Annotated in this window: 17 protein-coding genes and 1 riboswitch; of the genes, 10 read left to right on the plus strand and 7 right to left on the minus strand. The window is 46.7% G+C overall.

Translation table 11 applies throughout. The features are described 5' to 3' along the window. The first annotated feature begins 561 nt into the window (after positions 1–561). A complete protein-coding gene (locus tag AAGC78_RS12520; protein WP_435784423.1) occupies positions 562–1,170 on the plus strand; it encodes a M15 family metallopeptidase in 609 nt (202 codons plus the stop codon). Between the two features lie 111 nt (positions 1,171–1,281). Next, entirely contained in the window at positions 1,282–2,157 is an 876-nt protein-coding gene (locus AAGC78_RS12525; protein ID WP_435784424.1) for a hypothetical protein, read from the plus strand. Here the strand turns inward: AAGC78_RS12525 and AAGC78_RS12530 are convergent, their stop codons facing one another. The 3 genes from AAGC78_RS12530 to AAGC78_RS12540 form a co-directional block, all read right to left on the minus strand. Next, the gene (locus AAGC78_RS12530) at positions 2,158–3,480 is read right to left on the minus strand and encodes a 5-methyltetrahydrofolate--homocysteine methyltransferase (RefSeq protein ID WP_435784425.1); all 1,323 of its coding nucleotides are present in this window, start codon (positions 3,478–3,480) and stop codon (positions 2,158–2,160) included. A 43-nt stretch (positions 3,481–3,523) separates the two neighbouring features. Then, a complete protein-coding gene (locus AAGC78_RS12535; protein ID WP_435784426.1) occupies positions 3,524–5,875 on the minus strand; it encodes a TonB-dependent receptor in 2,352 nt (783 codons plus the stop codon). Between the two features lie 188 nt (positions 5,876–6,063). Next, positions 6,064–6,528 carry an RDD family protein gene (locus AAGC78_RS12540; protein WP_435784427.1) on the minus strand — a complete coding sequence of 155 codons (465 nt, stop codon included), beginning with the start codon at positions 6,526–6,528 and terminating at the stop codon, positions 6,064–6,066. Between the two features lie 173 nt (positions 6,529–6,701). Between AAGC78_RS12540 and AAGC78_RS12545 the strand changes: the two genes are divergently transcribed. The 4 genes from AAGC78_RS12545 (at position 6,702) to cobO (ending at position 10,920) form a co-directional block, all read left to right on the plus strand. Beyond that, positions 6,702–7,034 carry a hypothetical protein gene (locus AAGC78_RS12545; protein ID WP_435784428.1) on the plus strand — a complete coding sequence of 111 codons (333 nt, stop codon included), beginning with the start codon at positions 6,702–6,704 and terminating at the stop codon, positions 7,032–7,034. Beyond that, positions 7,034–7,864, plus strand: a complete 831-nt coding sequence (locus tag AAGC78_RS12550; RefSeq protein ID WP_435784429.1) for a class I SAM-dependent methyltransferase — start codon at positions 7,034–7,036, stop codon at positions 7,862–7,864. Before AAGC78_RS12545 ends, AAGC78_RS12550 begins: the two co-directional genes overlap by 1 nt. A gap of 17 nt (positions 7,865–7,881) precedes the next feature. Next, positions 7,882–8,058: riboswitch (cobalamin riboswitch) on the plus strand. 123 nt (positions 8,059–8,181) lie between these two features. Next, positions 8,182–10,152, plus strand: coding sequence for a TonB-dependent receptor (locus tag AAGC78_RS12555; protein ID WP_435784430.1), 1,971 nt, complete (start codon positions 8,182–8,184; stop codon positions 10,150–10,152). A 96-nt stretch (positions 10,153–10,248) separates the two neighbouring features. Then, positions 10,249–10,920: a cob(I)yrinic acid a,c-diamide adenosyltransferase gene (gene cobO, locus AAGC78_RS12560; protein ID WP_435784431.1), complete on the plus strand. Its 672-nt coding sequence runs from the start codon at positions 10,249–10,251 to the stop codon at positions 10,918–10,920. A gap of 21 nt (positions 10,921–10,941) precedes the next feature. Here cobO and AAGC78_RS12565 read toward each other — a convergent pair whose 3' ends face one another. Beyond that, complete coding sequence (locus AAGC78_RS12565) at positions 10,942–12,270, minus strand: AcvB/VirJ family lysyl-phosphatidylglycerol hydrolase (RefSeq protein WP_435784432.1); 1,329 nt, start codon at positions 12,268–12,270, stop codon at positions 10,942–10,944. Beyond that, entirely contained in the window at positions 12,267–14,849 is a 2,583-nt protein-coding gene (gene mprF, locus AAGC78_RS12570) for a bifunctional lysylphosphatidylglycerol flippase/synthetase MprF (protein ID WP_435784433.1), read from the minus strand. Before mprF ends, AAGC78_RS12565 begins: the two co-directional genes overlap by 4 nt. Before the next feature lie 205 nt (positions 14,850–15,054). On the opposite strand from mprF, the gene AAGC78_RS12575 reads away from it, so the two are divergent. Beyond that, positions 15,055–16,524 carry a cobyric acid synthase gene (locus AAGC78_RS12575; RefSeq protein WP_435784434.1) on the plus strand — a complete coding sequence of 490 codons (1,470 nt, stop codon included), beginning with the start codon at positions 15,055–15,057 and terminating at the stop codon, positions 16,522–16,524. A 36-nt stretch (positions 16,525–16,560) separates the two neighbouring features. On the opposite strand, the gene AAGC78_RS12580 is transcribed toward AAGC78_RS12575, so the two are convergent. Next, complete coding sequence (locus AAGC78_RS12580) at positions 16,561–17,511, minus strand: lysylphosphatidylglycerol synthase domain-containing protein (protein ID WP_435784435.1); 951 nt, start codon at positions 17,509–17,511, stop codon at positions 16,561–16,563. Positions 17,512–17,684: 173 nt separating this feature from the next. Between AAGC78_RS12580 and AAGC78_RS12585 the strand changes: the two genes are divergently transcribed. After that, positions 17,685–18,944: a substrate-binding periplasmic protein gene (locus AAGC78_RS12585; RefSeq protein WP_435784436.1), complete on the plus strand. Its 1,260-nt coding sequence runs from the start codon at positions 17,685–17,687 to the stop codon at positions 18,942–18,944. A 27-nt stretch (positions 18,945–18,971) separates the two neighbouring features. On the opposite strand, the gene AAGC78_RS12590 is transcribed toward AAGC78_RS12585, so the two are convergent. Further along, positions 18,972–21,017: a winged helix-turn-helix domain-containing protein gene (locus AAGC78_RS12590; protein WP_435784437.1), complete on the minus strand. Its 2,046-nt coding sequence runs from the start codon at positions 21,015–21,017 to the stop codon at positions 18,972–18,974. Between the two features lie 165 nt (positions 21,018–21,182). Here AAGC78_RS12590 and AAGC78_RS12595 point away from each other — a divergent pair, with 165 nt between their 5' ends. Next, positions 21,183–22,697, plus strand: coding sequence for a serine hydrolase domain-containing protein (locus AAGC78_RS12595; RefSeq protein WP_435784438.1), 1,515 nt, complete (start codon positions 21,183–21,185; stop codon positions 22,695–22,697). 161 nt (positions 22,698–22,858) lie between these two features. Beyond that, the gene (locus tag AAGC78_RS12600) at positions 22,859–23,815 is read left to right on the plus strand and encodes an NPP1 family protein (RefSeq protein ID WP_435784439.1); all 957 of its coding nucleotides are present in this window, start codon (positions 22,859–22,861) and stop codon (positions 23,813–23,815) included. Positions 23,816–23,876 lie beyond the last annotated feature (61 nt).

Genomic DNA, 23,876 nt, shown 5'->3' on the forward strand with positions numbered 1-23,876 from the left:
CTGCATGACCGTCGTCGTAAGAACGCGCTTGCACCAGCTCGACATTGCGGTGGCGAAACTCACTTACCAAATCATGCAATGCCCGGCCGCGGGTGCTGTCGGTTGTCGCGAGTTGGTCTTCTACAATTAGCACGTGCAACTGCAAGGTTTTATTGGTGCGACCGATCAACGTAATACTCCTTTATTAATTTAATTCGAGCGGTTTCCTGCTAAGGGTTCCGCTGTGATGTGATTGTAAAAATTACCTGTCTTTGTGTGAGTGTCGTAAGTTTTTACTTCGGCCTCAACACAGCTTCCCATCGCCCACTTTCAAATACTAGGCCTAATCCTGAATGTGACAGCAAAAAATTACGCAAGTTTGGTGATATAGAAATTTCCTCTCATTTCCTTTTGAACTAGGCGGCGGGATTTACCGATTGTCGCCGCTGTGCTGTAGTGATTTTGTGATATGGGGTGACAGTTCAGCACTGTTTCCCAATCAGCAAGTCGTGTTTGGTTACTGATAAATGTTGAGCAAGTTAAATGCCGATTTTTATAACCCGGATTTTTAAGGAGTGAATAATGCGTATCGAAGAAATGATTGCGGCAGTACAAACTGAATTGGGAATAGGCGTGGACGGTAAGGCCGGGCCGGAAACCTGGGGTGCGATATACCGAAAAATCTGCAAAGTGCCCAAGGCAGAAATGGCAAAAGTGGGGGCACTTGATCCGGTGGATGCGCGCAGTGAAAAAACCATCGCCGGCTTACTGCCTGAAGTGCAACCTTTTGCACGCGCGCTGGTACACAAAGCGGCTGCTAATGGTGTGACGATAAAAATCCTCAGTGGTCTGCGCACTTATGACGAGCAAAATGCGTTGTATGCGCAGGGCCGTACCGCACCGGGTAATAAAGTCACGAATGCCAAAGGTGGTTATTCCAACCACAATTTTGGTATTGCATTTGATGTAGGTGTGTTTGAGGGTGCGAAATATTTAGGTGATTCACCCAAGTACAAAGCGGTGGGCGTGTTGGGAATGGAATTGGGGCTGGAGTGGGGCGGCAATTGGAAAACCTTTGTCGATCAACCGCACTACCAATTGCGGCCACTGTGGGCGACGGATATGGCCGAGCGCGATATGTTGGCCGAGCTACGCGCGCGCAAGGAATCTGGCAAAGGCGTTTACAGTTAGCGTTGATGTGTAAAAAATCGCTTTTGTTGAGGGGATCTTGCACTCTTTTGGTGAATGATCCCTTTAGCCTCTATACTGCGTAACATAAAACCATAATATCGCGGTGACCCTATGTCGAGGTTCTTGGCTCAATTCTTCCAGCAGGTAGGACTGTTAATTATGCTGTCTTGTTGCGGAGCTACGTTGGTGTTGGCGGGCGAGCTGGCCGATACTGTTGTTATTCGTCAGTCCAATATGACTGACATTAAAAATGAAGATTACTATTTTTATCATCTGCTTTCCCTTGCGTTAAGCAAGACTGATTCAGACCAACATAAAACCACCATCAAACAATTACCTTATCGATTGGAAGATAAACGCTTGCGTACTGAGATGATGCATGGCGTTGTTGATGTGCTCTGGTCGCCCACCAGTGGAGAATTTGAACAGCAGATGTTGCCGGTGCGCATTTCGTTATTGCGCGATTTAAATAATTACCGCCTGTTATTAATCCGTAAGAATGAGCAAGCGCGCTTTTCATCCATCCGCTCGATTGAGGATCTTCGTAAACTCAAAGGTGGTATGGGATCGCAATGGACTGATGCCAACATTATGGAGTACAACGGATTGCCACTGGTGCATGCGGTTGGATATGGAAAATTATTTAAAATGTTAGCCGCAAAACGGTTCGATTATTTTTCGCGCGGGCTTTACCAAATTCAATCAGAGGTGAATTTTTATCCCGAGTTGGAATTGCAGATTGAGCAAGAGTTGATGTTAAGTTATCCCAATGAGGTCTATTTCTTCGTCAATAAAAACAACGCTGTTTTGGCAAAACGGCTGGAGAAGGGTTTGAATATTGCGCTAGAGGATGGCAGCTTTGACGAACTGTTTAACAGCATTCCCCGCTATCGCTGGGGTATTGAATTGCTTAAAACACATCAGCGGCGGGTAATTGAGCTGCAGTCTTTGCCGCCCGATTTACCCGCTGTTGATGATGAAGAATAATTAGTGCGAATGTCCGCCTTCTGTCGGTTCAGCAATTCCCAACCAAACAAATTTATTCGGCACAAAATCCAATTGCAGGCTGCTGGTGATTTTGGCTTCGTCCAGATTGATTTGCTTTATCTGGTTAGCAATCGGGTCGCTCACATAAGCTACATGGCCGGGAGTGAGTGCCAATTCGAAACGGCTACCGGTTGGTAACAGTGCGACATTGCTACCAATTGCCTGCACGCGTGCTTTCACACTGAAGTCGTGGCTGTCGAGAATTGTTAGTTGCCCCGCACTATTCAAAATCACAAAAAGTTCGTCATCATCGGCATAACCGTAGCCAACAGCGGTCGGTGCAGGTGTTGCGTTGGTCTCCGCCCAGTTGATAGGAGTAATGGTGTTTGCAGCTGTGTTGATCACAAAAAATTGACCAGAAGCGATGCCGACAAACTCGTCATGGTGATGAGAGCCTAACACAGTACCAATGCGCATAGTGCCGGTAAAACTCGCCGGGTTGGCGATTTTGCTGGCAGTAAAATTATCGCCATTCTGTGTGACCACTAATACCCCATCGGTACAACCAAAGGCGATCTGGTTTTCAGTTTGCGCACTGCCATGTAAGCCAGGGCAGGTTTCAGCCAGGATTTGCTCGTCGGTGTAAAAGCCATTGTGCGCATGATAAACCGCAACTTTATTTGCCGAAGTTTGTGCAGGGTCTCGCAGCGACGATAATAAATAATCACCGCGTGCCTGGGCTGCACCATGCATATTATTGCTGTGGTTTAACCAGTTACCTACACCATTATCGGCAACATTTTGCTCGGTAAATACACCGACTTTTGCGGGCGTAGCCGTTTCAGCGTTGCCGTCATAGAAGATGATGGTTTGCTTATCGGTTGTCACAAAGTGTGTTGGGCGCGAATCGTCGGTGTGAAATGCCATCACTTTGGGATCAGCGCTGTAGTCGTGCATGTGATCGCCATGATCTTCCTGCCATTCACCACCATCGACAACATCAACTCGATCGGCAAGGCGCTGGATAACATAACCGTAGCGGTAACTTGGCGAAGCATAAATTGCGCTCGGTGCAATGCTGGTTGGCAACTGATAAATGACTTTTTGCTGGTTGATGTCGTACACACTGACGCTAGCTGCATCTTTGGGCGAAATCAGCAGGCGACCTTGCGTAGTTTCTTCATCGTCATGATCGTGGTCGTGATCGTCTTCAATGGGAATAGGATCGCGCTCAACAATTTTAGTGTCGCTTCCGCCACATCCACCCAAGAGTGCAGAAATAAGTACCAGCGAAACGCCGGGCAATAAATTGGTGTTCAACATAAAGATTACCTTTCAAATAGTTGTTCGAATTCGGTGAAGTCCGTTAGAAGTTGCCGCTAATGCCTACCGCAAATGAGCGTGCCGGTAAGGGTGCTTTGTCTTTCAGGAATGAAGAGTGGACGCGGGCATATTCATCGGTGAGGTTGTGACCTTTAAGATAAATCTTGAGGTCATTGCTCAGCGCATAACTGATTTGTGCATCGACCAAGGTGTAACCGTCGGTGCTGGTTTCCAGTGCGGCCGTTTTGTCTTGCTCGAAATAATGTTGGCTGCTTAATTCAGCGCGCCAGTTGCCAATTTCGTATTCAGCACGCGCGCCAATTCGCAGCGGTGGAATGCGCGGTAAATCGCCGCCGTCATCGAGTTGCGCGCGGGTGTAGTCAGTTGTGAAACTGAGTTTGAGTGGCGCACTGGCTTGCCAAATAAATTCACCTTCAAAACCGTAGAGGTTGGCATCGCGCGCTTGATAAATATAAACCGGCAATTCACTCGCATGTTCATGTGCATGCTCTTCACCTTCTGCGCCGTGTTCGTGCGCAGTTTCACGGGTCATGCCGGTTTCAGAGAGGTAATAGTAATTGTCGATGTTGTTGTAAAACGCGTTGAGGATAAAGCCAAAATCGCCTTCAAATTTGCGCAGCGAAATATCGATATTGTTGGATTTTTCCAATTCAAGATCAGTGCGCGCCAAATCAAAATGGAACTCACCTGGTTCGTCTTCTACCAAGCGGAGCAGAGCGCCCACTTCATATAAACCTGAGCCAATGTGCGGGCCGAATGACAATAATTCTGCAGCAGATGGTGTGCGCTCAGCATGGGTGAAAGAGAGCCCGATGTTGTAGCCGGGAGTGAAATCCCACACTAAACCTGCGGAAGCACTGAACGGAGTAGATTCGTGATCAATAGAAAATACGCGCAGATATTCATCGCCGTGATCATGTTCATCTTCATGGTGATATTCATTCAGATCGACTTGCATATTGTCGGCAGTAATTTTTACTTGCTCGACGCGCGCACCTAATTGAACCAACACATCACCGAAGTGACGCTCTTCCATTAAAGCAATGGCGAGGCTGCCAGTCGTGCTCGGTGGTGTGAAGGCTTCTTCACCGACAGCAGAAAAATCATTGTGTTTGTAGTGCAGGCTCAAGGCGCCGCGCCAATCGGCAATCGGGTGATGAAATAAATCGATGCGCGCTTCCTGACTTTCGTTATTGAATGTGGTGCCGACGACACCGTCTTCAATCTCGCTGTGTTCATAATCGGTAAAACCGAAGCGCGTATTGATCGCACTGAAAAATTCGTGGTCCAGTGAAAGTTCGCTCAGGAATTGCACGCGATCTTGTTTGAGATCGGCGTAAACCGAAACATCTTCATCGCCGTGGCTGTGACCGGGAATACCGTATTGGCGTTCGAGATGGCCGTAGGAGAGGCCGACAAAACCTTCATCCAAAATATAACTGGTGCCGAGGTTAAAACCTTTGGCTTCAGCAGAAGAGTTGGCAAGGCGACCATTGCTGACATGTTCTTCGTGATCATCATCATGATCAGTTTCTACTTCAGCAGCGCCGGGAATTTTGTAATCGTCAGCATCGCGCCAGAAACCATCCAGATGCAAACCAACGTTGCCGATGCCGGTATTTCCACTCGCAGAAACAAGTTTGTCATCGGCAACTGAATCGTGCTCAACGCGCCATTCACCGTAAGTATCGAGACCTTGGGGTACACGGTCATCAACAATATTCACTACACCGCCGATGGCACCGCTGCCGTAAAACAAAGTGGCTGGGCCGCGCAGGATTTCAATCTGGCGTGCGGTAGAGGCTTCAGTCGCTACCGCATGGTCTGGGCCAACGCGTGAGGCATCGCCAGCGTCGAGGCCATTTTGCGTAATCAATACACGTGGGCCTTCAAGGCCGCGGATAATCGGGCTGCTGGCAACGGGGCCGTAGTAACTGGAGTGGACGCCGACTTCATTTTTCAACGTCTCGCCCAAGGTGGATGCCTGACGATCTCGCAGTTGCTCTCCACCAACCACATTTACTGGCTGGGCAGATTCCATATTGGATGCGTGCCAGGGCAAGCCAACCACATTCACAACATTGACTGCTGTGCTATTGAGTACAAGCTCAACAGCTTTGCTGCTTTGTTCCAGGTGAAAAGTTTTATGCATAAACGAAGGCGCTTTTACGTGTAGCTCCACTTCTGTTCCTGCTTGCGCGGGCAAGTTGAATTCACCTTGCGCATTGGTGCGGATCTGCAAGTTGGAACCCACTACATCGAGGGTCGCATTGCTGATTGGCTGGCCGACTTCATCGCGTACCACACCTTGTACTTGTGCCAATGCCGAATGGCTCGCGGCGACTATCGCCAGGCACAACAAAGACTTGTTCATAGTTTTCTCCACTTCCCACAACTCAAACTGTTGCCGTCCAGTATTGGGCGGCGTTTCAAATTGTAGGTGATGTTATACTATAACAAATTGCAATGACAACCTTTCTGATGGAGATTTTTTGCGGGCGCTAAAAACAACAAAGCCACCGCAAGGGTGGCTTTGTTTGATTCTGGTAGGTATCGCGTTAATTAATTGCGAACTACATAAGTACCGGCAAGTTTGTCGTGCCAGGTTTGTTTTTTCGGGTCCCAGGCTGCCCACAGGAAGCCAAGACACAAAGGCAATGCTGAAAGAATATAGGCGAAGTAGCGGCCAATAAACTGGCCAGTGCTTGGCTTGCCGCCAGTTTTTGCGCTAATGATCTTGGCGCCGATCACCATTTTACCCGGAGTTGCCTGACGATAAGTCCAAAAGCCAACCGTCCATACAATCGGGAAAAGGTAATTGAGCACAACGTCTAAAGGCCCAAGTATAAAGGTTGTTTTGGTGAAGTAGCCGGTGCCGTACGCCATAAACAAAATAGGGTAGGTGATGATGGCAACAATAATGCCGTCGATAATTTGCGAGCCAAGACGCGGCCAAAAACCAACGTACAGATGCTCCTGCTCTTCAGAAACCAATTCCGCGCTGGGGGCTTGATATGGGTTATTCATAAAAAATCCTTGTGTTGTTATTGAATAATTGCTGCTGAAACGCGTGCCAACTATAGCCACTCGTCGGAGTCTTTACCAGTTTGGAAATAAATATCATTTGCAGGTTGACGCATACAGGTTCAAATGATAATAATTATCATTACCAAGAAATGCCGAATCACCTGGAGGTGTTTATGTCCGGATTATCAAGTGTAACTAAGCCAGTTTCTGGGTCAGTTCCTGTTGCAGACAAGGGTGCCAATTGGGGGCAGGATGCCGATTGCGACTGTTTTGATTGTTATCGCGAAGAGTTGCTGATTTATCTGGTTTACCGTTTTGGTTCGCTTGCCGTCGCTGAGCGGATTGCGCGCGAAACCCGCCTGCGCCTTGGGGAATCCAATATCCTCGGTGTTGTGGGCAACCCGCATATTTACCTGATTAGTTTCGCGTTATCCGTTGGTTTGCAACTGATGACTGAAGATCGCCTGCAGGCGCAAGCGCTTACCCGTCAAGCGGCAGCTAACTAATGAAGCTCGCCAATATGGATAGCGCCTCGTGGCTGCAGGAGTCTTATTCCCTGCTGTCCCAGCGCGCCGGCGCGCGCAAAAACTGGCCGCAGCTGGGGTTCTGTGATCCGGCAGCGCAAATTGTGTTGGATCGTTTGAATGCGGGAATCCGATACCTGCAGCCAGTGTCGACTCCCTCCGATTGCATTGCGCTCAAGCGCAGCCAGTGGATGGACCATCGCTGCCAACAATTCTTCGCCCGTTATCCCCATGCGCTCTGCGTGGAGCTGGGGGCTGGATTCAGTACGCGCTTTCATCGTTTGTCCGAGCTTGCCGATTGGCCGAGATTTCGTTGGTTGGAGGTGGATACCGCAGAAGTCATCCAGCAGAAAGCCAAACTGCTTCCGGCTATCGACAATTACGAATTGGTCGCCGCCAACATAGTCGAAGGTGACTGGCTCGCGCATTGGCAGGGAGAGCCATTGATTATTGTGCTGGAACATCGGTTGATGTTCATGTCACAAGCCGAGGTACAGCACGTGTTTGCAAGGATCGCCAAACACGTACAAGGACGGGCGCCAGTGGAAATCGTATTTGATTACCTGAGTCCGGCGACACTTTTCTGGGCGCATCTAAAATCCCTGTGCGGCATGGCAACTGCTCCGGCGTATCGTTCATCATTGCGCTCGGCGCAGGAGTTGTGTGATATCGACCCTTGCTACAGAGTATTGCGCGATATGGATATCCGCACCCAGGACACTTTTTGGCAGTCATGCTCATCGGCAATCTACCAGCGCATCAGTGGCGGCCTCTATTTACAGGCCTGCGCCTCCGTGTCGATTCCGGCTTGACTACCCCCGCATATCCCCGTAACTTGCGCGCCCGAGGTGTCTGATAGGCGCGCAAGCGTCAGGTTCAGAGTCAATGGGAAGTCGGTGCGCATGCCTGCTGTTTGATCAGCGCTGCAATCCCGACACTGCCCCCGCAACGGTAAATCTGCAGCTTTGCAGATGAGTCCGATACCAGCCTCAATACCAGAACGATTGTTCTATTTGTTCACGATGTCGCGGAGGGCAGCATCGGTGGAAATCTGTTTATCGGGCTCACCCGATTGCATCTTTTTTCCGCTTTACCCTCCCTCATCCATCATTCAGGATTGAGGAATCTCATGTCTAGAAAGTCAACCGTTAAGCCAACCGCCTTTGCACTCACTGCACTGAGTGCCGCTATTCTTGCAGTTCCGCACACCTTTGCGGCCGATAGCAAAGCGGACGACAAGAAACTCGAAACTGTCTACGTCAGCGCAACCCGCAGCGAAACGGCGCAAGTGCCTGTCGCAACCCAAATTAAAGTGATCAGCGCGGAAGAAATTCGCGTGAGCGGTGCAAAATTACTATCGGAAGTCCTGCGCACCCAGGCTGGCATTCAATTGACTGACTCTGATGGCAGCGGTGCGCGCAACGTCACTGCATCAATGCGCGGTTTGTCCGGTGCCAACAACGTACTGGTGTTAGTTGATGGCCGTAAATTAAATAACCCAACGCTTGCTGCCCCTGCACTTAACACCGTTGCACTGAAGGATGTGGAGCGCATCGAGGTTGTTCAAGGTAGTGCTGGTGTTTTGTACGGTGATCAAGCTGTTGGTGGTGTAATTAATATTATTACTCGTCGTGCAGTTGCAGGCGAAGTGCACGGAACCGTGAGCGTAACCGGAGGTACCGATAATCTTGAAGATTATAGTGCTAGTGTTAATCAAGGTTTTGAAAATGGTTTGAGCTACAACGTATCGGCACAAAAACGCAATGCTGATAACTATCGCGATAATAACCAATCTGCCTACGAAAATTTATTGGGCAACGTTCGTTATGATTTTGCAAAAGGTTTTGTTTTTGTAGAAGGTCAAACGATTGATGATGAGTTAAATCTCGCAGGTTATTTATTGGATACGCAAGTAGCTGTTAACCCACGTCAAGCTCGTACTCCAACTGATTATGCAAATCAGAAAACTGATTTAGTTCGTGTGGGTGCAGGTGTTGATATCACTGATAACTGGGAATTATTGGCAGAGTATGCTGATCGTGATGAAGACACTGAGTCTTACTATGGATACGGTACGCCAACTCTCGGCAATATGCGTGTAAAAAACATTACTCCTCGCGTTGTTGGTACTTTACCTACTTCTAACGGTAACGCCATAGTTACACTTGGATACGATCAAGTTGACTCAGAATACACAGTGCCGGATTGGGGTACTGACATTAAACAAACAATAGATGCATTTTACGGTCAATTGATTTATCCACTGACTAAACAATTGAGCGCTAGTGTTGGTGTGCGTACGTCATCTGTTGAAGATACCAATAACATGCTTGGCGTGAAGCACGATGATGATGCTACCTCTGGTGAGTTTGGTTTAAGTTATCAATTGGAAAATGGTTGGCGTGTATTCGGTCGTTACGCCGATGGTTTCCGTTTTGCTAACGCTGATGAAAACAATCTGATACTGCCGGGTGTGGATTTCCTGGAGGCACAAACCAGCCGTTCAGGTGAGTTGGGTGCTGAATGGAAGGGGGATCGTGCATCGGCGCAATGGTCTTTGTACCGTATGGATATTGATAACGAGTTGATGTACGACGCGGTTATCGCAAATAGCAACTCTTGGAATGGATTTGGCGCTAACATCAATCTCGATTCTTCGCGTCGCCAAGGTATCGCATTTGATGGTCAGTTAGTGCTGAGTAAAGAAATTAGCTTGCAAGCTAATTACACCTACACTGATGCAGAGCTAACCAGTGGTAGCTTTCCTGGCAACAGCGTTCCCTATGTTGCAGAAAATCGTGCGAACGTTGCGATAGTATTCACTCCAGTAGAATCCCTCACTGTTTATCTGGATTCTAGCTACACCGGTTCTCGCTATCGTTCAGGGGATGACGCTAACAACCGCGATAAAATTGATCCAGTTGTATTGTTTAATCTGAATGTGTCTTGGCAGTATCAAGGTGTTGAAATTGGTGGCCGTATTAAAAACCTGACTAATGAGCAATATGCAGGCTTTCAAGCTGTTTCACCGACAGCAGGTTACTATCAATACCCACAACCAGAGCGTAACTACGAAGCGAGCATTACTTACCGCTTCTAATAGCAATTATCCCGTTTAATTGTTAAGTTGATGCCCCCAAGCCCTGCTTGGGGGCATTTTCTTTTTTTGAACCAGACAAAACCGGTGGTGGTGAGTATGACCGACGATAAAAATCCAACTGGCGGCAACATTGATAGTAATGATGCACAAACTGACAGCAAAGCCAAACGTCATCAAGAGCGTATGCAGCAACGCAAAGAAATTGTGGATGCTGCAATTGCTCGCGCTGATGAAGAGCGCGGCGTAGTGATTGTATTAACCGGTGATGGTAAGGGAAAAAGCTCATCGGGGTTTGGCACTGCATTGCGTTGTCTTGGGCACGGCTACAAAGTGGCCATAGTGCAATTCATTAAAGGCACATGGGAATGCGGTGAAAAGAATTTTTTAACGGAAAGTATTTTCCGTGGCGTCAGCCCGCAGCTGGAATATTTTGTGATGGGCACAGGTTTTACCTGGGAAACCCAAAACGCCGAGCAAGATAAAGCCGCTGCTGAAGCTGTATGGGCTGAATGCGAACACGTATTTAATGATCCGGAAATCCATTTAGTGTTGCTTGATGAATTAACCTACATGCTGAATTATCATTATCTCGATAAAGATAAAGTGGTAGCGGCAATCCAGAATCGCCCGCGCAACCAAAACGTGATCATCACGGGCCGCGGTGCTAAAAAATACTTGGAAGATCTTGCTGATACTTTTAGCGAAGTAAAATCAGTCAAGCACGCTTTTAATGCTGGTGTGAAGGCGCAGAAAGGAATTGAGTGGTAAGCATTTGATGCGGTGAGCTGCCTAGGGCAGCTTGCGTATGTTATCCAAAATAAGTCCGGTTAATTTTTGATAATCGCCATCAAAGTGGTGATCACCCGGCAAATAAACCAGATGTTGTTCCTTTGGTTTGGCGGCAATATTTTCCTGAATTTTTTCGCACAAGCTATCTTTTTGCTCGCTGTATAGACAGAGTGTGGGCCACTGACTCCAGCTTTTCATTTCCGGGTATAGCAAATGTGCAGCTTCGCTTGAGTTGCCTAGCCAACCACTTACATGAAAAACAAAGTCCACACTGGTGGATGGGTTTAATAAACTGACGTTAACGACTTTTGCTTTGGTTTCTGCATTTAAGCGATTCGCCATAAACGGCATTACATCCGCGCCCATTGAAAATCCGATTAGCAAAACCTGCTTTTTATTCCACAGTGGTAGGTAGTGATCAATTGTGGCTTGCAGATCTTTTCCTGCAATCTCGGGTGATTTTTCCTCCCAAAAATAATCCAGCGAGTTCCAGCCAACCACCGCAATTCCCTGTTGTACTAATTGATTAGCAATATCTTTATCAATATTCGCCCAGCCGCCATCGCCGGAAATAATAATGGCTAGGAGATCATTGTTATCGTTGGTCTGAGTAGTAGGGAGTTCAATTAATGGTAAAGAAGCAAGAGCATTTTTATTGTTGTCCTCCTGCTGATCTAACTCATGCACAAAAGATTCCCTGTCGCGCAGCCAGTTTCCGAGCAAAGGGAATGTTGGCATCAACTGCTGGATCACAAGGGCAGTGTTAAACAGTCTCCATCTAGTGGAGGGTAGGTGAGCGATATCCAAAACCAGTTTTTTCTGCTGTGGAATCCATTGTGCTTGATTACTGGTTTTACAAGGGGCGACGGGCATATTGATTTCATTTTGCCAGTTGATACTGTAAGCGCCACGATAAATACCCTTGGGTAATTGTCCGAGCATTGCGAATACATAACTGCCTGCGCTGCCAAAGCCAGTAATGAATGGCTGGCTGAAATGTTTAAACTGGTGATGCTGCTGGATATCCTGCGCGTATACCGAGAGCGGAGTAGCTGCATCAAAACAACTGGCGTTGCGCGCAGTGATTTTCTCTAAATAAACATCGATATTTAATACTGCAGCTAAGTCGCCTTGCCAGCTAAGTTGCGCAGCAAATTTCTGCGCTTGCTGTTGATGTGCGGTATCGGTAAGAACCAATTCAACTGCGCGTGTGCCGCCAACATAAATCCAAGTGTTATCAAAATCGCCCCAGCGCAACACTTCCGGTTGGTATTGCGCATTGCAATGCAAAGATAGAAAAATTATGAACCATAAACAGTAGCGCATCATTTTCCAAAGCTTCCCCTGATTCCACCTGAGATAGCATTGGTGATGGTGAAAATTACGCGTGCTAAATGTCCACCGCGTGGTAGTGCAAGGTAGACAGGATTCCATTGGGGGTGGAATTTTTCTTTGTAGTGGTGCAATCCTTTGAAATCATAAAACTCGTTACCCATACGGAAAATAGATGAGCCGAGGCGGTGCCAGAAAGGTGCCAGCTCATCGTCATCAAGACCTGCCAGCGGCGCCATGCCCAAATTAAATTTATGGTAAGACTCTTCTTTTGCCCACAGCATAATATTGGTGAGTAAATAATCCATTGCACCTTTGGGTGCGCTATCGCCATAACGCATCAGGTCGATGGAGATTTCATTGGACAAACCAGTGTGCAGTAAATTTGCAAAGGCCACAATCTGGTCATCTTTACGCACCACTGCAATATCAAAAAAGCGCATATAGGTATCATCAAAAAAACCAAGTGAAAAACCTTTCTCGCGCGATTTTTTATGATTTAACCATTGGTCGGAGATTTGTCTTAATGCCGGCAATACCGGATCTATGTCAGCAGCACGAATAATGTGAAAGCTAAAACCTTCTTTATTAATCTTGTTGATAGTGTTGCGGAACGAAGTCCATGCATTTCCTTTAAGTGCAAAATTGCTGAGGTCGACATGGGCTTCTTCACCCAGCTTGATCAGGTTTAAACCCAAATCTACATAGAGTGGCAAGTGCTCGGTCGCGATTCGGTAAAACACAGGTTTTGCGCCGTGCCAATCAGCACGGGTACGGAACTCTTTTACCAATGCTTTAAAACTGGCAGGGTTGCCGCAAGGGTCATTGAGTGCGATCCAATATTTTTTGGTGGTGATGTAGGCGATAAAAGCATCGCGCTCTTCACTCCAAAATAAATACTTATCGCCACTCAAGCTGATGTAATGTTCGGTGCTTTTTTGTGCACTGATGATTGATCCCGCTTCGGTTAATTCTTCGATGGTGGGTAGCTGGGGTTTGTATTGGCTTCTGGACAACAAGTAATGAAATAGCCAGCCACATAGCACGACGCTTGTTAACAATGCAGCGCGTAAGAAGCGCGATACATTCGAGTCCAACTCAAATTGCCACCATAACTCATGTGCGTAATCCACTTCACTGTAGGCGATAAAGCCAATCAGAATACTAAGGCTCACTATCGCAATAACAAGCGCAATCCATCTTGGTGTAAGCCAATAGCTGTCGATATTGGATTTGCGATAAAAATAGCTTTTCCAGGGAATAAACAGTAGAAACAAAATGCTGAGAAATATTGCCTCCTCATAGTCCAGACCTTTGGTCAGCGAGAATAAAACTCCCGCGCCTAACAATAATAAGGTGAGAGGATAGGCAGTGTTGATTCGCAATAAAATGGCGCGTGCAAGGATGATCAAAAATATCCCGATTACACTGCCGAGCAAGTGTGATAATTCGATCAGGGGTAAATTAATAACGCCCGTTAATTGTTCAAGCCGACCCGGTAAACCTGGAGTACTGCCCGAGACTAATAAAATCGTGCCTGCAATTACCAGCAGTAATGAAAGCACCGATGGCAGGCTTTTGTGCAGAAAGAGGGAGAGAGTTTTCACAGTGTTTTGTACTGGCATGACTCCCGGTATTTTATTCCAGCTATCGCGCAGTGCGATTCGTTGGTATACAACAAAAACAACTGCAGCAATCAGCAGTGGCAATAAAAAATACATCAGGCGATAGGTTAGTAGCGCCATGATGATAATTTGTTTGTCGGAGCTATCACCCATTAAATACAGGAAGGTACCTTCAAACACACCTATGCCGCCGGGCACCTGGCTAAATAATCCAGTGAGTTGCGCAACAATATAAAGCGTAAAAAACCACATAAAATGCATATGGGTAGATGGATATATCAAACAATAAAGCACTACACCGGCTAACAATAAATCACAAATACCGGCAAGGCTTTGCAATGCTGTAATGCGCGCAGGCGGAATCACTAAATTTACTTTCCACCATTGGATGCTGTGGCGACCAGTGGCAATCAGTAGCCAATAAATTCCGAGCAACAACATCACTGCCCATATCAGCCAGGAGAAATGCCCGCCGAGTAATTGCGGGTTATGTAATTCCTGCACGGGTATAAAGAAGTAAGCGAAACACAATAATGTCGCAGCGCCCAATAAATAAGTTACGCTGGAGAAGACGATAATTTTTCCAATCTCAAATGCGCCCAACCCCCAACCGGAATAAAAGCGATAACGAATTGAGCCACCCGTTACCATTGCGTGTCCGGTATTATTGCTGACGGCAAAACTGATAAAACTCACCAGCAGTGCTTTATGCCAATCGATTTTATATTTCAGGTGATGGGTTGCGAGTAAATCGTAAGTGGCTAAGACGCCGTAGCCGAGGATTGTTGCAAGTAAGGCCAGTAATAGCGGCTGGCCGTGAAAATCCTGCAGGATTTCACCTGCGCTAGCCCACGTCAGGTGGTAGGTTGTTATTTCCCGCCCGACCATATAAAAGGCGGCCACTGCCGCCAACAAGGAAATTCCGTTTACCAGGATACGCGAGTTAATCAAGGTCGCACCTTTTAGTGAATTGGGTTAAAGGTAAAAAATCGGGTTGGGGATTATGTGTCTGGTTGCCGGGGTGTGATAAGGGTAGGAAGTTGGGATTGTCGCCTGATAGTCAAGGCCCGTCCCCTAGACACCGAATAATTGATCTGGTTTCTTTTGTTCTGAGTCTAGTTGATCTTTTTGTTATTTTTTTCAGGTTATTGTGTTTATGTTTGAGTCCAAAACCATAATGGTGCAGGGCACCACTTCCGATGCCGGTAAATCTACCTTGGTTGCGGCGCTGTGCCGGATTCTGAAAAACCGTGGCATTTCTGTGGTGCCATTCAAACCGCAAAATATGGCTCTTAATTCAGCGGTCACTGTCGATGGTGGTGAGATTGGTCGAGCCCAAGCGTTGCAAGCGCAAGCGGCTGGATTGCAACCGCACACAGACATGAATCCTATTTTGATTAAGCCCACCAGCGATACGCGCGCACAAATTATTGTGCAAGGGCGAGCGATTACCGATATGGACGCGGCGGTTTATCACGACTACAAAACGCGCGCGCTGGAATTTGTGCTGGATTCATATCGGCGTTTGCAGCAGCAATATCAAGTGATAGTGGTGGAGGGGGCAGGCAGTCCGGCGGAAATTAATTTGCGTGACCGCGATATCGCCAATATGGGTTTTGCTGAAGCGGTGGATTGCCCGGTGATTTTAATTGCAGATATTGATCGCGGTGGTGTCTTTGCCCATCTTGTCGGTACGCTGGAATTATTGAGCGAATCTGAACGCAAGCGTGTGATTGGATTTGTGATCAATCGTTTCCGTGGTGACATAGGTTTGTTGCAATCAGGTCTGGATTGGCTGGAGCAAAAAACGGGCAAACCGGTGCTGGGCGTGATTCCGTATTTGCAGGGTTTGTATCTGGATGCAGAAGATGCGCTCACACGAGATTCATCCAATTCTGATGCGAGTTTTCGTGTGGCCGTGCTGGCACTACCACGCATTTCCAATCACACAGATTTCGATTCCCTGCGCCTCCATTCACAAGTAAATTTCCAATGGGTTGGTCCCAACCAAAATATTCCGGCTTGCGATTTATTGATCATTCCCGGCAGTAAAAATACCCGTGCAGATTTGCAATTTTTGCGTGACCAGCAATGGGACAAGGGCATTCAAAAACATCTGCGTTACGGTGGGAAATTAATCGGTGTCTGCGGTGGTTTTCAAATGCTGGGGGAAATGATCCATGACCCGGATGCTGTGGAATCAGTTTCAGGATCTTCTGCAGGTTTGGGATATTTTGCGCTGCAAACCGAGTTGATGCGCGAAAAAATATTGCAGCAACGACAGGGCTTTTTGTGGGACAAGACCACATCAGTTGAGGGTTATGAAATCCATACCGGGGTTAGCAGTGGCGAAGCACTTTTGCGGCCTGCGTGTTATCTAAAAGATGGTGATGAATCTTTGCCCGATGGCGCTATCAGTGAAGACAATGCGATTCTTGGAACTTATCTGCACGGCCTGTTTGATCAACCGGCTGCCTTGTCTCAATTGCTTGCATGGGCGGGATTGGCAGCGGCAGACGTGGTAGATATCAATCAACAGCGCGAGCAATCGCTTGATTGTTTGGCCAGTGCTACAGAGGCTGCATTGGCCGAGAATTTTTTGCAGGAATTGGTGGCGGGGATTTAGATTTGCCTGCTTGACGCAGTAAGCAGGCGGTAGTGATTAATCGCTATTTTTAGATCGACTTTTGAAGCGGTTCATCCACTGATCATGCTCAAACAACACCACAAAAATCAGGGAGAGTGCGAAAGGAATTAGCAAATAAAACAGGCGGAAGATCAGCAGGGCTGCAACAACATCGGCTGGGTCGACATCCGGCAGGGCGAGCAGGAACATAACCTCCAATACACCTAATCCGCCCGGTGCGTGGGATATAAGTGCCGCAGAAAATGAGGCCAGGAATATTCCCAGCACCAATAAATATCCCGGGTTACTGGCTTCCGGTAATGCAAAATAAATAATCGCCGCTGCCGCCAACAACTCCAATGGGCCGATCAACAACTGGCGCCACACGATGCGTATTGAGGGATATTCCAGGGAAAATTTGCGGATCTTCAGCGGTTTGAATTTCAGCACACTGCCGATGATATAGAGCCCAACCAAGGTCAACATACCTATACCGGCACCCAGTGCGACCCATACGGGAATATCCTCATTGAACCGGTTCAGCATCGAGGGCTGGGTCACCAGCACAATTCCCCCCAGCAAAATACTTCCCAGCGCAAAGGTGAATGAGCAAAAAGCAACCAAAACACCAACATCTGCGCCGCTCAGGCCTTGGGAGGAGTAAGCGCGATAACGAACTACGGCACCGGAAAATACTGAGGCGCCCAAATTGTGGCCGATGGCATAAGCTGTAAAAGATGCCACCGAGATAAACTTCCACGAGATCTTTTTGCGCAGGTGCGACAGTGCCAAACGGTCATATCCAGCCAGCGCCACATAAGCCCCAACGGTTGCCAAACCCGCGAGCAGCCAGCCTTTCAGCGGAATTGCTTGCAAACTGTTGACGATATCGTCGTACGAAATGTCTCTTAGCTGGTGGTACAGTAAATATGCAGAAAAGGCGACAGCGATAAGCCCAACAACCGGCCAGATATAGTCTTTCTTCATAATCAATAACTTATTACAAAAGGTTGGGCGCATTGTAACCTGTTTGGCTGCCATGCCTAAACAGCAATTATTCCGCCGGATGATTGAGCGCTTCCTGCAACGAGCAATCTCTCGCAGCGAGCCTATACTAATTTCATGTAATTAGTGGTGTTCGATCAGGAAGGAGCAAGGGTATGCGTTTTGGCTATTTATGGGTATTGATTCTAGTCGCTTTCTCTGCGGCCAACGGTGTTGCCGATCCGGCCGACACATCATCGGCACCATCTCCTAATGCCCCTATAAACCTCGCGACCAATATTTCCTCTGCATTCAGTGCGGACTTACCCGCAGGTAGCAATCAGGAACTGCTGCCGCATTTGCAATGCATATTTAAACAAATGGGGCGCGAATTTAACGTGCAGGTCATTCCCTGGCGACGCGCCTATCAGGATGTGAAAAGCAATCGCATCGATGGTTTTTTTACTGCGATCCCCATGCGTCAAGTCGATCCTTACGCAGTTTTGTCATCGCCATTAGTTTTGGAAAATTGGTATTGGTTTTGGCGGCAGGACACCATTGCCCCTGAGTCCTGGCGCGATGGTTATAAGTTGGGGTCGATTTTAGGTAGCCAGCAGGAAACCTGGTTAGGTGAGGCTGGTTATAAGGTTGATATGAGTGCGAACAATTTGCCGCAGTTGATTAAATTGCTGCAAAGTAAACGCATTGATGTGATCCTGGCCGACCGCGAGCATTTTGTGCAGGCCACCAAAGAAATCAAAATGGATGTTAACCGCTTCCAGTCACGGTTTTTCCGTTACGTTCCACTTGGAGTTTATTTTAACGAGCAGTTCCTCAACCAGAACCCGGATTTTTTGGCGAGGTTCAACCAACAAATTACCGGCTGCTCCACCACACGTTTTGCACTCTCTGACTACGAACAGCAACTGATAAAAGAATTGCTCACCCGTAAAATTGAGCGCTGGAAACGCCTGCCTAAATTGGAATCCTTGCTAAAAGAGCGCAACCAGAAGTCGCGCCGTTTTACCGCGCAGGACATTGCCGAGCGCGATAAAAAGTGGACGCAAGCATTTTTACGCGATGATTTTTCCTACTCGATAAAACTGGTCGATCAGGAAATGTCGGCACAGCTACGTGAAATCAAAAAACAATCCATGGATACCATTACCGAAATTATCGTGACAGATGCGCGTGGGTTGAACGTGGCGATTAGCGATATGACATCAGACTACTGGCAGGGCGATGAAGAAAAATTTACCGAAGTGTTCGCTAAGCCCGCCAATACAATGCACTTTGGCGATATTAATTACGATGAATCCACCAAGCGTTTCCAAATCCATTTAAGTGTGCCGATTTATTCCGAGGAAAAGTTTGAACCTTTAGGTGTAATGGTATTTGGGGTGGATGTTGAAAAAGTATTGTCGCAAGCTCAGTGATGCGCTCACCTGGTTAATAGACAGTATTCATTGTTTAGATGCCCGGTAAATATTGGCCAAGTTGTTCTTCAATTGGGCGTAATAAATTCCCGAGTTGCTAACGGAAAGCCCATTCATAGTGTCAGTTCTGAAAAGTTGGGTGTTTTGGTGGGTTGTAACATTAAACTGTTCTACATAAGAAGCACTTGCTTCCATCGATAGATAGAAAACAGAATCGCCACTTTTTAATAGATTAAAGCGTCTATTTTGTAGCACTTTAATTGGTTTCAGTGCGAGTGGTGTATGGTGTTCGCCATAAAAAGTATTGTCGTTTCGGTCTATCCATAAAGAGTCATTATTATCGGTGGCGTGGCGAACAAATTGCCATTCCCCTGGTGCGTTTGTTAATTGATCATTTGTTAGATCGTAATGCTTAACCTGCCATAGCTCTCCACTTTTAATGCTGAAGGAAAGGGTTTGATTGTCCTTCCATGAAATTCCAGATAATTCTTCCTGCGGAATCTTTAACTTTCGCCAGTTGCCGTTGGCGGCATCTGTTACGTGAATTTCATTGATTGTCATTCCCGCAATCAATTTTCCATCGGGCGACCATTGCAAGTCGAAATAGTGTCGACCATCCTGGTAATTTGTCAGTTTTCGTTCAAAAGATTGCCCTTGCTCGCGAATCCACACTTCTTCACTTCCTGATCTGTCTGAAATAAATGCCAGTTTATTTTTGTCGGAAGAGATAATTGGCAACCAATCGTCCATGGCTGAATCAACTATGGGTTTTGAGGTCTGCTCATTAAAACTGTAGTAATAAATATCGCGATTTAATGCTCCTCCGACATAGGCGTAACTTTTGCTGTTGGGGATGCGTGCCGGAGAGGAAACACTATGGGGAACCTGAAATAAAGTGGTTTTACTTTTACCATCCAAGGCAAAGCTTATTAACTCTTGCGCTGGGTGCTCGCCTTGTATTACGACACGTTCACCACTGTGATCCCAAATTGCGCAGCAGGTATATTCCTTGAGTTCAAATAAGTGGAGTAATGCATCGCTAACTAAATCGAGGCTGTAAATTTCCAGCCATTGTTGTGCATTGGGTGATGAAATGAGTAATTTATTTTCGGTGGGATGAAGGTCAAATTGACTGTTGCCGCCCAGTATTAATTCCGGTTGGGGCAAGCGGCGTACATCGCCGGTATGCGTATTTAATTCAAAGATAGAAAACGGTTGGGTCGGCCCCGGGGTTTCAGTGTAAATAAGTTTGTGGTTCTCATGGCTAAAGATAATTTTTCCATAACTCCCTTTGGGGCAATTGTGGATGAGTTTTCGTTCGGTGATGATCAGCTTGTCGATGTTTAACAAATAATACCGGCAGGCGTCGCCGGTGGTGTTCAAATAAGCAATCTGTTTGCCGTCATCTGACCAAGCGGCAGGGCCACTCCATCCATTCTGGTCCCCGATTTCTACGGTTTCCTCTGTCGCCAAATCCTTGAGGTGTAAACGCATCTTGTCAGCGTTGAAGGTGCTGTAGGTTAGATAGCGGCCGTCGGGTGATACTCTGGGGTGAAGCGTTCGCTCCATGCCTCGTGTTAATGCATCAATTCGGTATGACGAGACGGCGGCTGGTTGTGAGGAGGGTGATGAAAACCAAAACCAGGTTAGTAAACAACAGATGAAGACACCGAGTATCAGGCTTGTGGCTGGCAAGTGGTTGGACGATTTTTTTTCTGCCGTGGTTGGATGTGCAATCGCAATCGGGTTTTCAGTGTGCTCATCAAGCAGTTTTACATCGGCTACAAACTTGTAGCCTTTTTTAGGAAAGGTAGCAATAAAACGTGGTGTCTCTGGAGTGTCAGCCAGTGCTTTGCGTAGCTTGGTTATTACGCGTGTTACCGCGTTGTCGGTGACTATTCTTCCATTCCATACTTCGGCAATCAGAAGGTCGCGACTGATCATGACATTGGGATGGCGACAGAAATAGGCCAGCACCTCAACAGATAAAGGTTCGAGAATTATCGTTGCGCCTTCATTGCTTAATGTCTGGCTTTTTTCGCAAAAAACCAAATGGTGTATTTTCCAGCGCATCCAGAGTCCTGTCCCCTTCGAATTTCGCGCAAACCTACCATGTAATAGGGGTGTGGTCACTAATAATCACAAAAAATCACCGCAATATCATGTCGTTTTCATGGGATTTTCCTAGTGTGGTTGCAGCTATACAAGCCACATAAAAATCATATATTTGGAGCTCCTATGTATTCCTCTGTAAAAGCGCGATCTGTGTTCATTTCGCTGATCATAACAATAACTTCATTGATCAGTGTCTTCGTCCGAGCTGAAGAACATAACAAACCTGTACAACATGTAAGTGCTGGTTGCCTGATTCCAAAAGGATCAATTGCGGGAAAAGTTTTGCTAGAGAATGGAATCCGCAATCAGGTGAGGTTTTTGAATGAGCCGGAAGAGTTAAGTTCTATTACCGATAAAATGTCCGAGTATAAAATTCCCGCATTATCTCTCGCCGTAATAAAACAAGGCGAGATTGCATGGGTTGATATTTATCAGGATGCGAACTTTACTGAAGAGCGTAAATTGAATTGTAAAAGCCTGTTCCAAGCCGCGTCCCTGTCTAAGCCAGTGACATTTATGGCTGCTGTGCGCATGCAGGCTGCCGGTAAAATAGACCTGGATAAAAACATTCAACTTTATTTGCGGGACTTTGTATTACCCACAGGAAAACAAACCGTTAATAATCCGGTTACATTGCGCAATATTTTTTCCCATACATCAGGCATTACTTCCGGAGGATATCAAGGGTACGCCAGGGACATTCACTTTCCCGCAGATATTGATATTTTAAAAGGGAGCGCAGGCGCGAATTCACCGGCTATAGCTGTTGTCGCACCACCCAATGAAAAGCTGGCTTATTCTGGCGGCGCGTACTCTTTAGCTGAACTAGCTATTCAAGATATTTTTCATGATGAGTTTGCGCGCATTATGAAAAAGTGGATTCTTGATCCTGCTGGCATGAAACATTCTGATTTCACCCAGCCGTTACCAGCATCTAAATACCAGCAAGTTGCCAAAGGCCATGTCAATTCAGGAGCTATCTTGGAGGGCGGTTGGCGAAACTATCCCGAGCAAGCCGCTGCCGGACTTTGGAGTAACTCTACCGATATGGCTACATTTCTTATTGAAATTTATAAGGCTTATCACGGTAAAACTTCCATATTTTCCCAAGCTGAAATTAAATCCCTGCTCACCCATGAGCGAGACGGGCATGTGTATGGATTCAGGGTGGATCGGTCTGGCAATAAAATCTCTATCACTCACTACGGTGGCAATGCTGGCTATAACACCGGAATGACCATAAACCTTACCACTGGAAATGGTTTGGTTTATTTGATTAATTCGGAGAACGGTTGGGAGCTGGGAAGGGATCTCTTGTTGTCCGCCTCCGAGGTCTATGGCTGGAATAACTTTAAGCAAACAGATGCGCATCGAAAACACCAAAACAATGAAACCTTAAAGGCACTTTCCGGCAAATATAAATGGAACAATCAGGATGACTTTGTGGTTCGCTTTGACGAAAACAATAACATCATTTCGCTGGTCTTCCCTAGCGGGACAGAATACAAACTCACACCGATTGTTGGTGATAGCCTTGATTTTATTCATCAAAATACCGGTGAAAGAATTACGTTTGTGAAAAAAGATGGCATTCAGGTATTTAATCTTTATGGTGGGGTTGCAGTAAAACAAAACTGAACTCAGATACAAAAAAAGCTTTGTTTGTGACAATCCCATTAAATTTTTGTGATCACCTAATCCTGTCATTTATCGAACCCTAGACTCCCGGTTCCGATCTCGCTCTTGATTCAAAAGGCGAGGTCGGTAAAAACAACCATCATCAACCGGAGGTTCGACTCGTGTTAAACAGAATAAACATAATCAGCGTGAAGATGTTAAAAGGCTTTTTTGTTTTTTTAACCCTGCTCAATGTCAGTGTGGTAAATGCTGACGAATTTCCAACCTGGGAGGCGGTGATTACTGCTTACAATGAAGGGCAGGTTAGAAAATTTCATCCAACGTTTGATTTTGATTCGGATGGCTGTTATCCCGGCACACCATTTCACCGCAATGAAAATCTGCGCCAAAATCCGGGTTTGGGCGCAACCTCCAGCTATTACGGCGGTTGCCGTGATGCGGGTTGGGGCAACATTTCCAACACCATCCACAGACAGTTATGCCAGGTAGGCACAGATGGTTGGGAGCGCTGCGCGCATTTTTATGAATTGTATTTTGAAAAAGACCAAGCTGTTCATTTAACCTTTTTAGCCGGCCACCGTCATGATGTAGAGACGGTGATTGTCTGGACTCTTAAAGGTTTTAATCAGGAATTTATTAGCCATGTGTCTACTAGCGCTCATGGAAATTTTGATACCCGAGCCATGAACGGTTTGCAGCAACACAATGGACATCCGCTGGTGGTGTATCACAAAGATGGTGCGAGCACTCATGCGTTTCGTTTTGCTAATGCATCAGATAAAGCCAAGGTTGAGTTTCAGGGCAACTGGGGTGAATTTTATGCGCCGAATATTATCAGCCATTATCGCGCGCTAGCTCACTGGGATTCTAATGAGCGCACCCGTCATGAGCGCAATACCCAATATCGCATGGTGTTGGAGCAATCCAATTTTGGTTCCGCCAGTTTTAAAACTCGCAACGATTCGCTGATTATGGATCAGGCTAATGCCAACGTGCCGCGCTCCGATTCGCGTTGGGCTAATATCTGGTTTAACTGGGATGATATTGCCGCTACAAAAGCGAAAGAGTTGCAGGCTAACTATCCTGGTATTTATCAGGAGATTAAAAATAATTATTAAGTTTGATGATTTTAAATATCCAGAAATAAAAAAGCCGCTCATGTGAGCGGCTTTTTTATTT

The sequence above is a fragment of the Cellvibrio sp. genome (assembly GCF_039207905.1).
Classification (GTDB): Bacteria; Pseudomonadota; Gammaproteobacteria; order Pseudomonadales; family Cellvibrionaceae; genus Cellvibrio.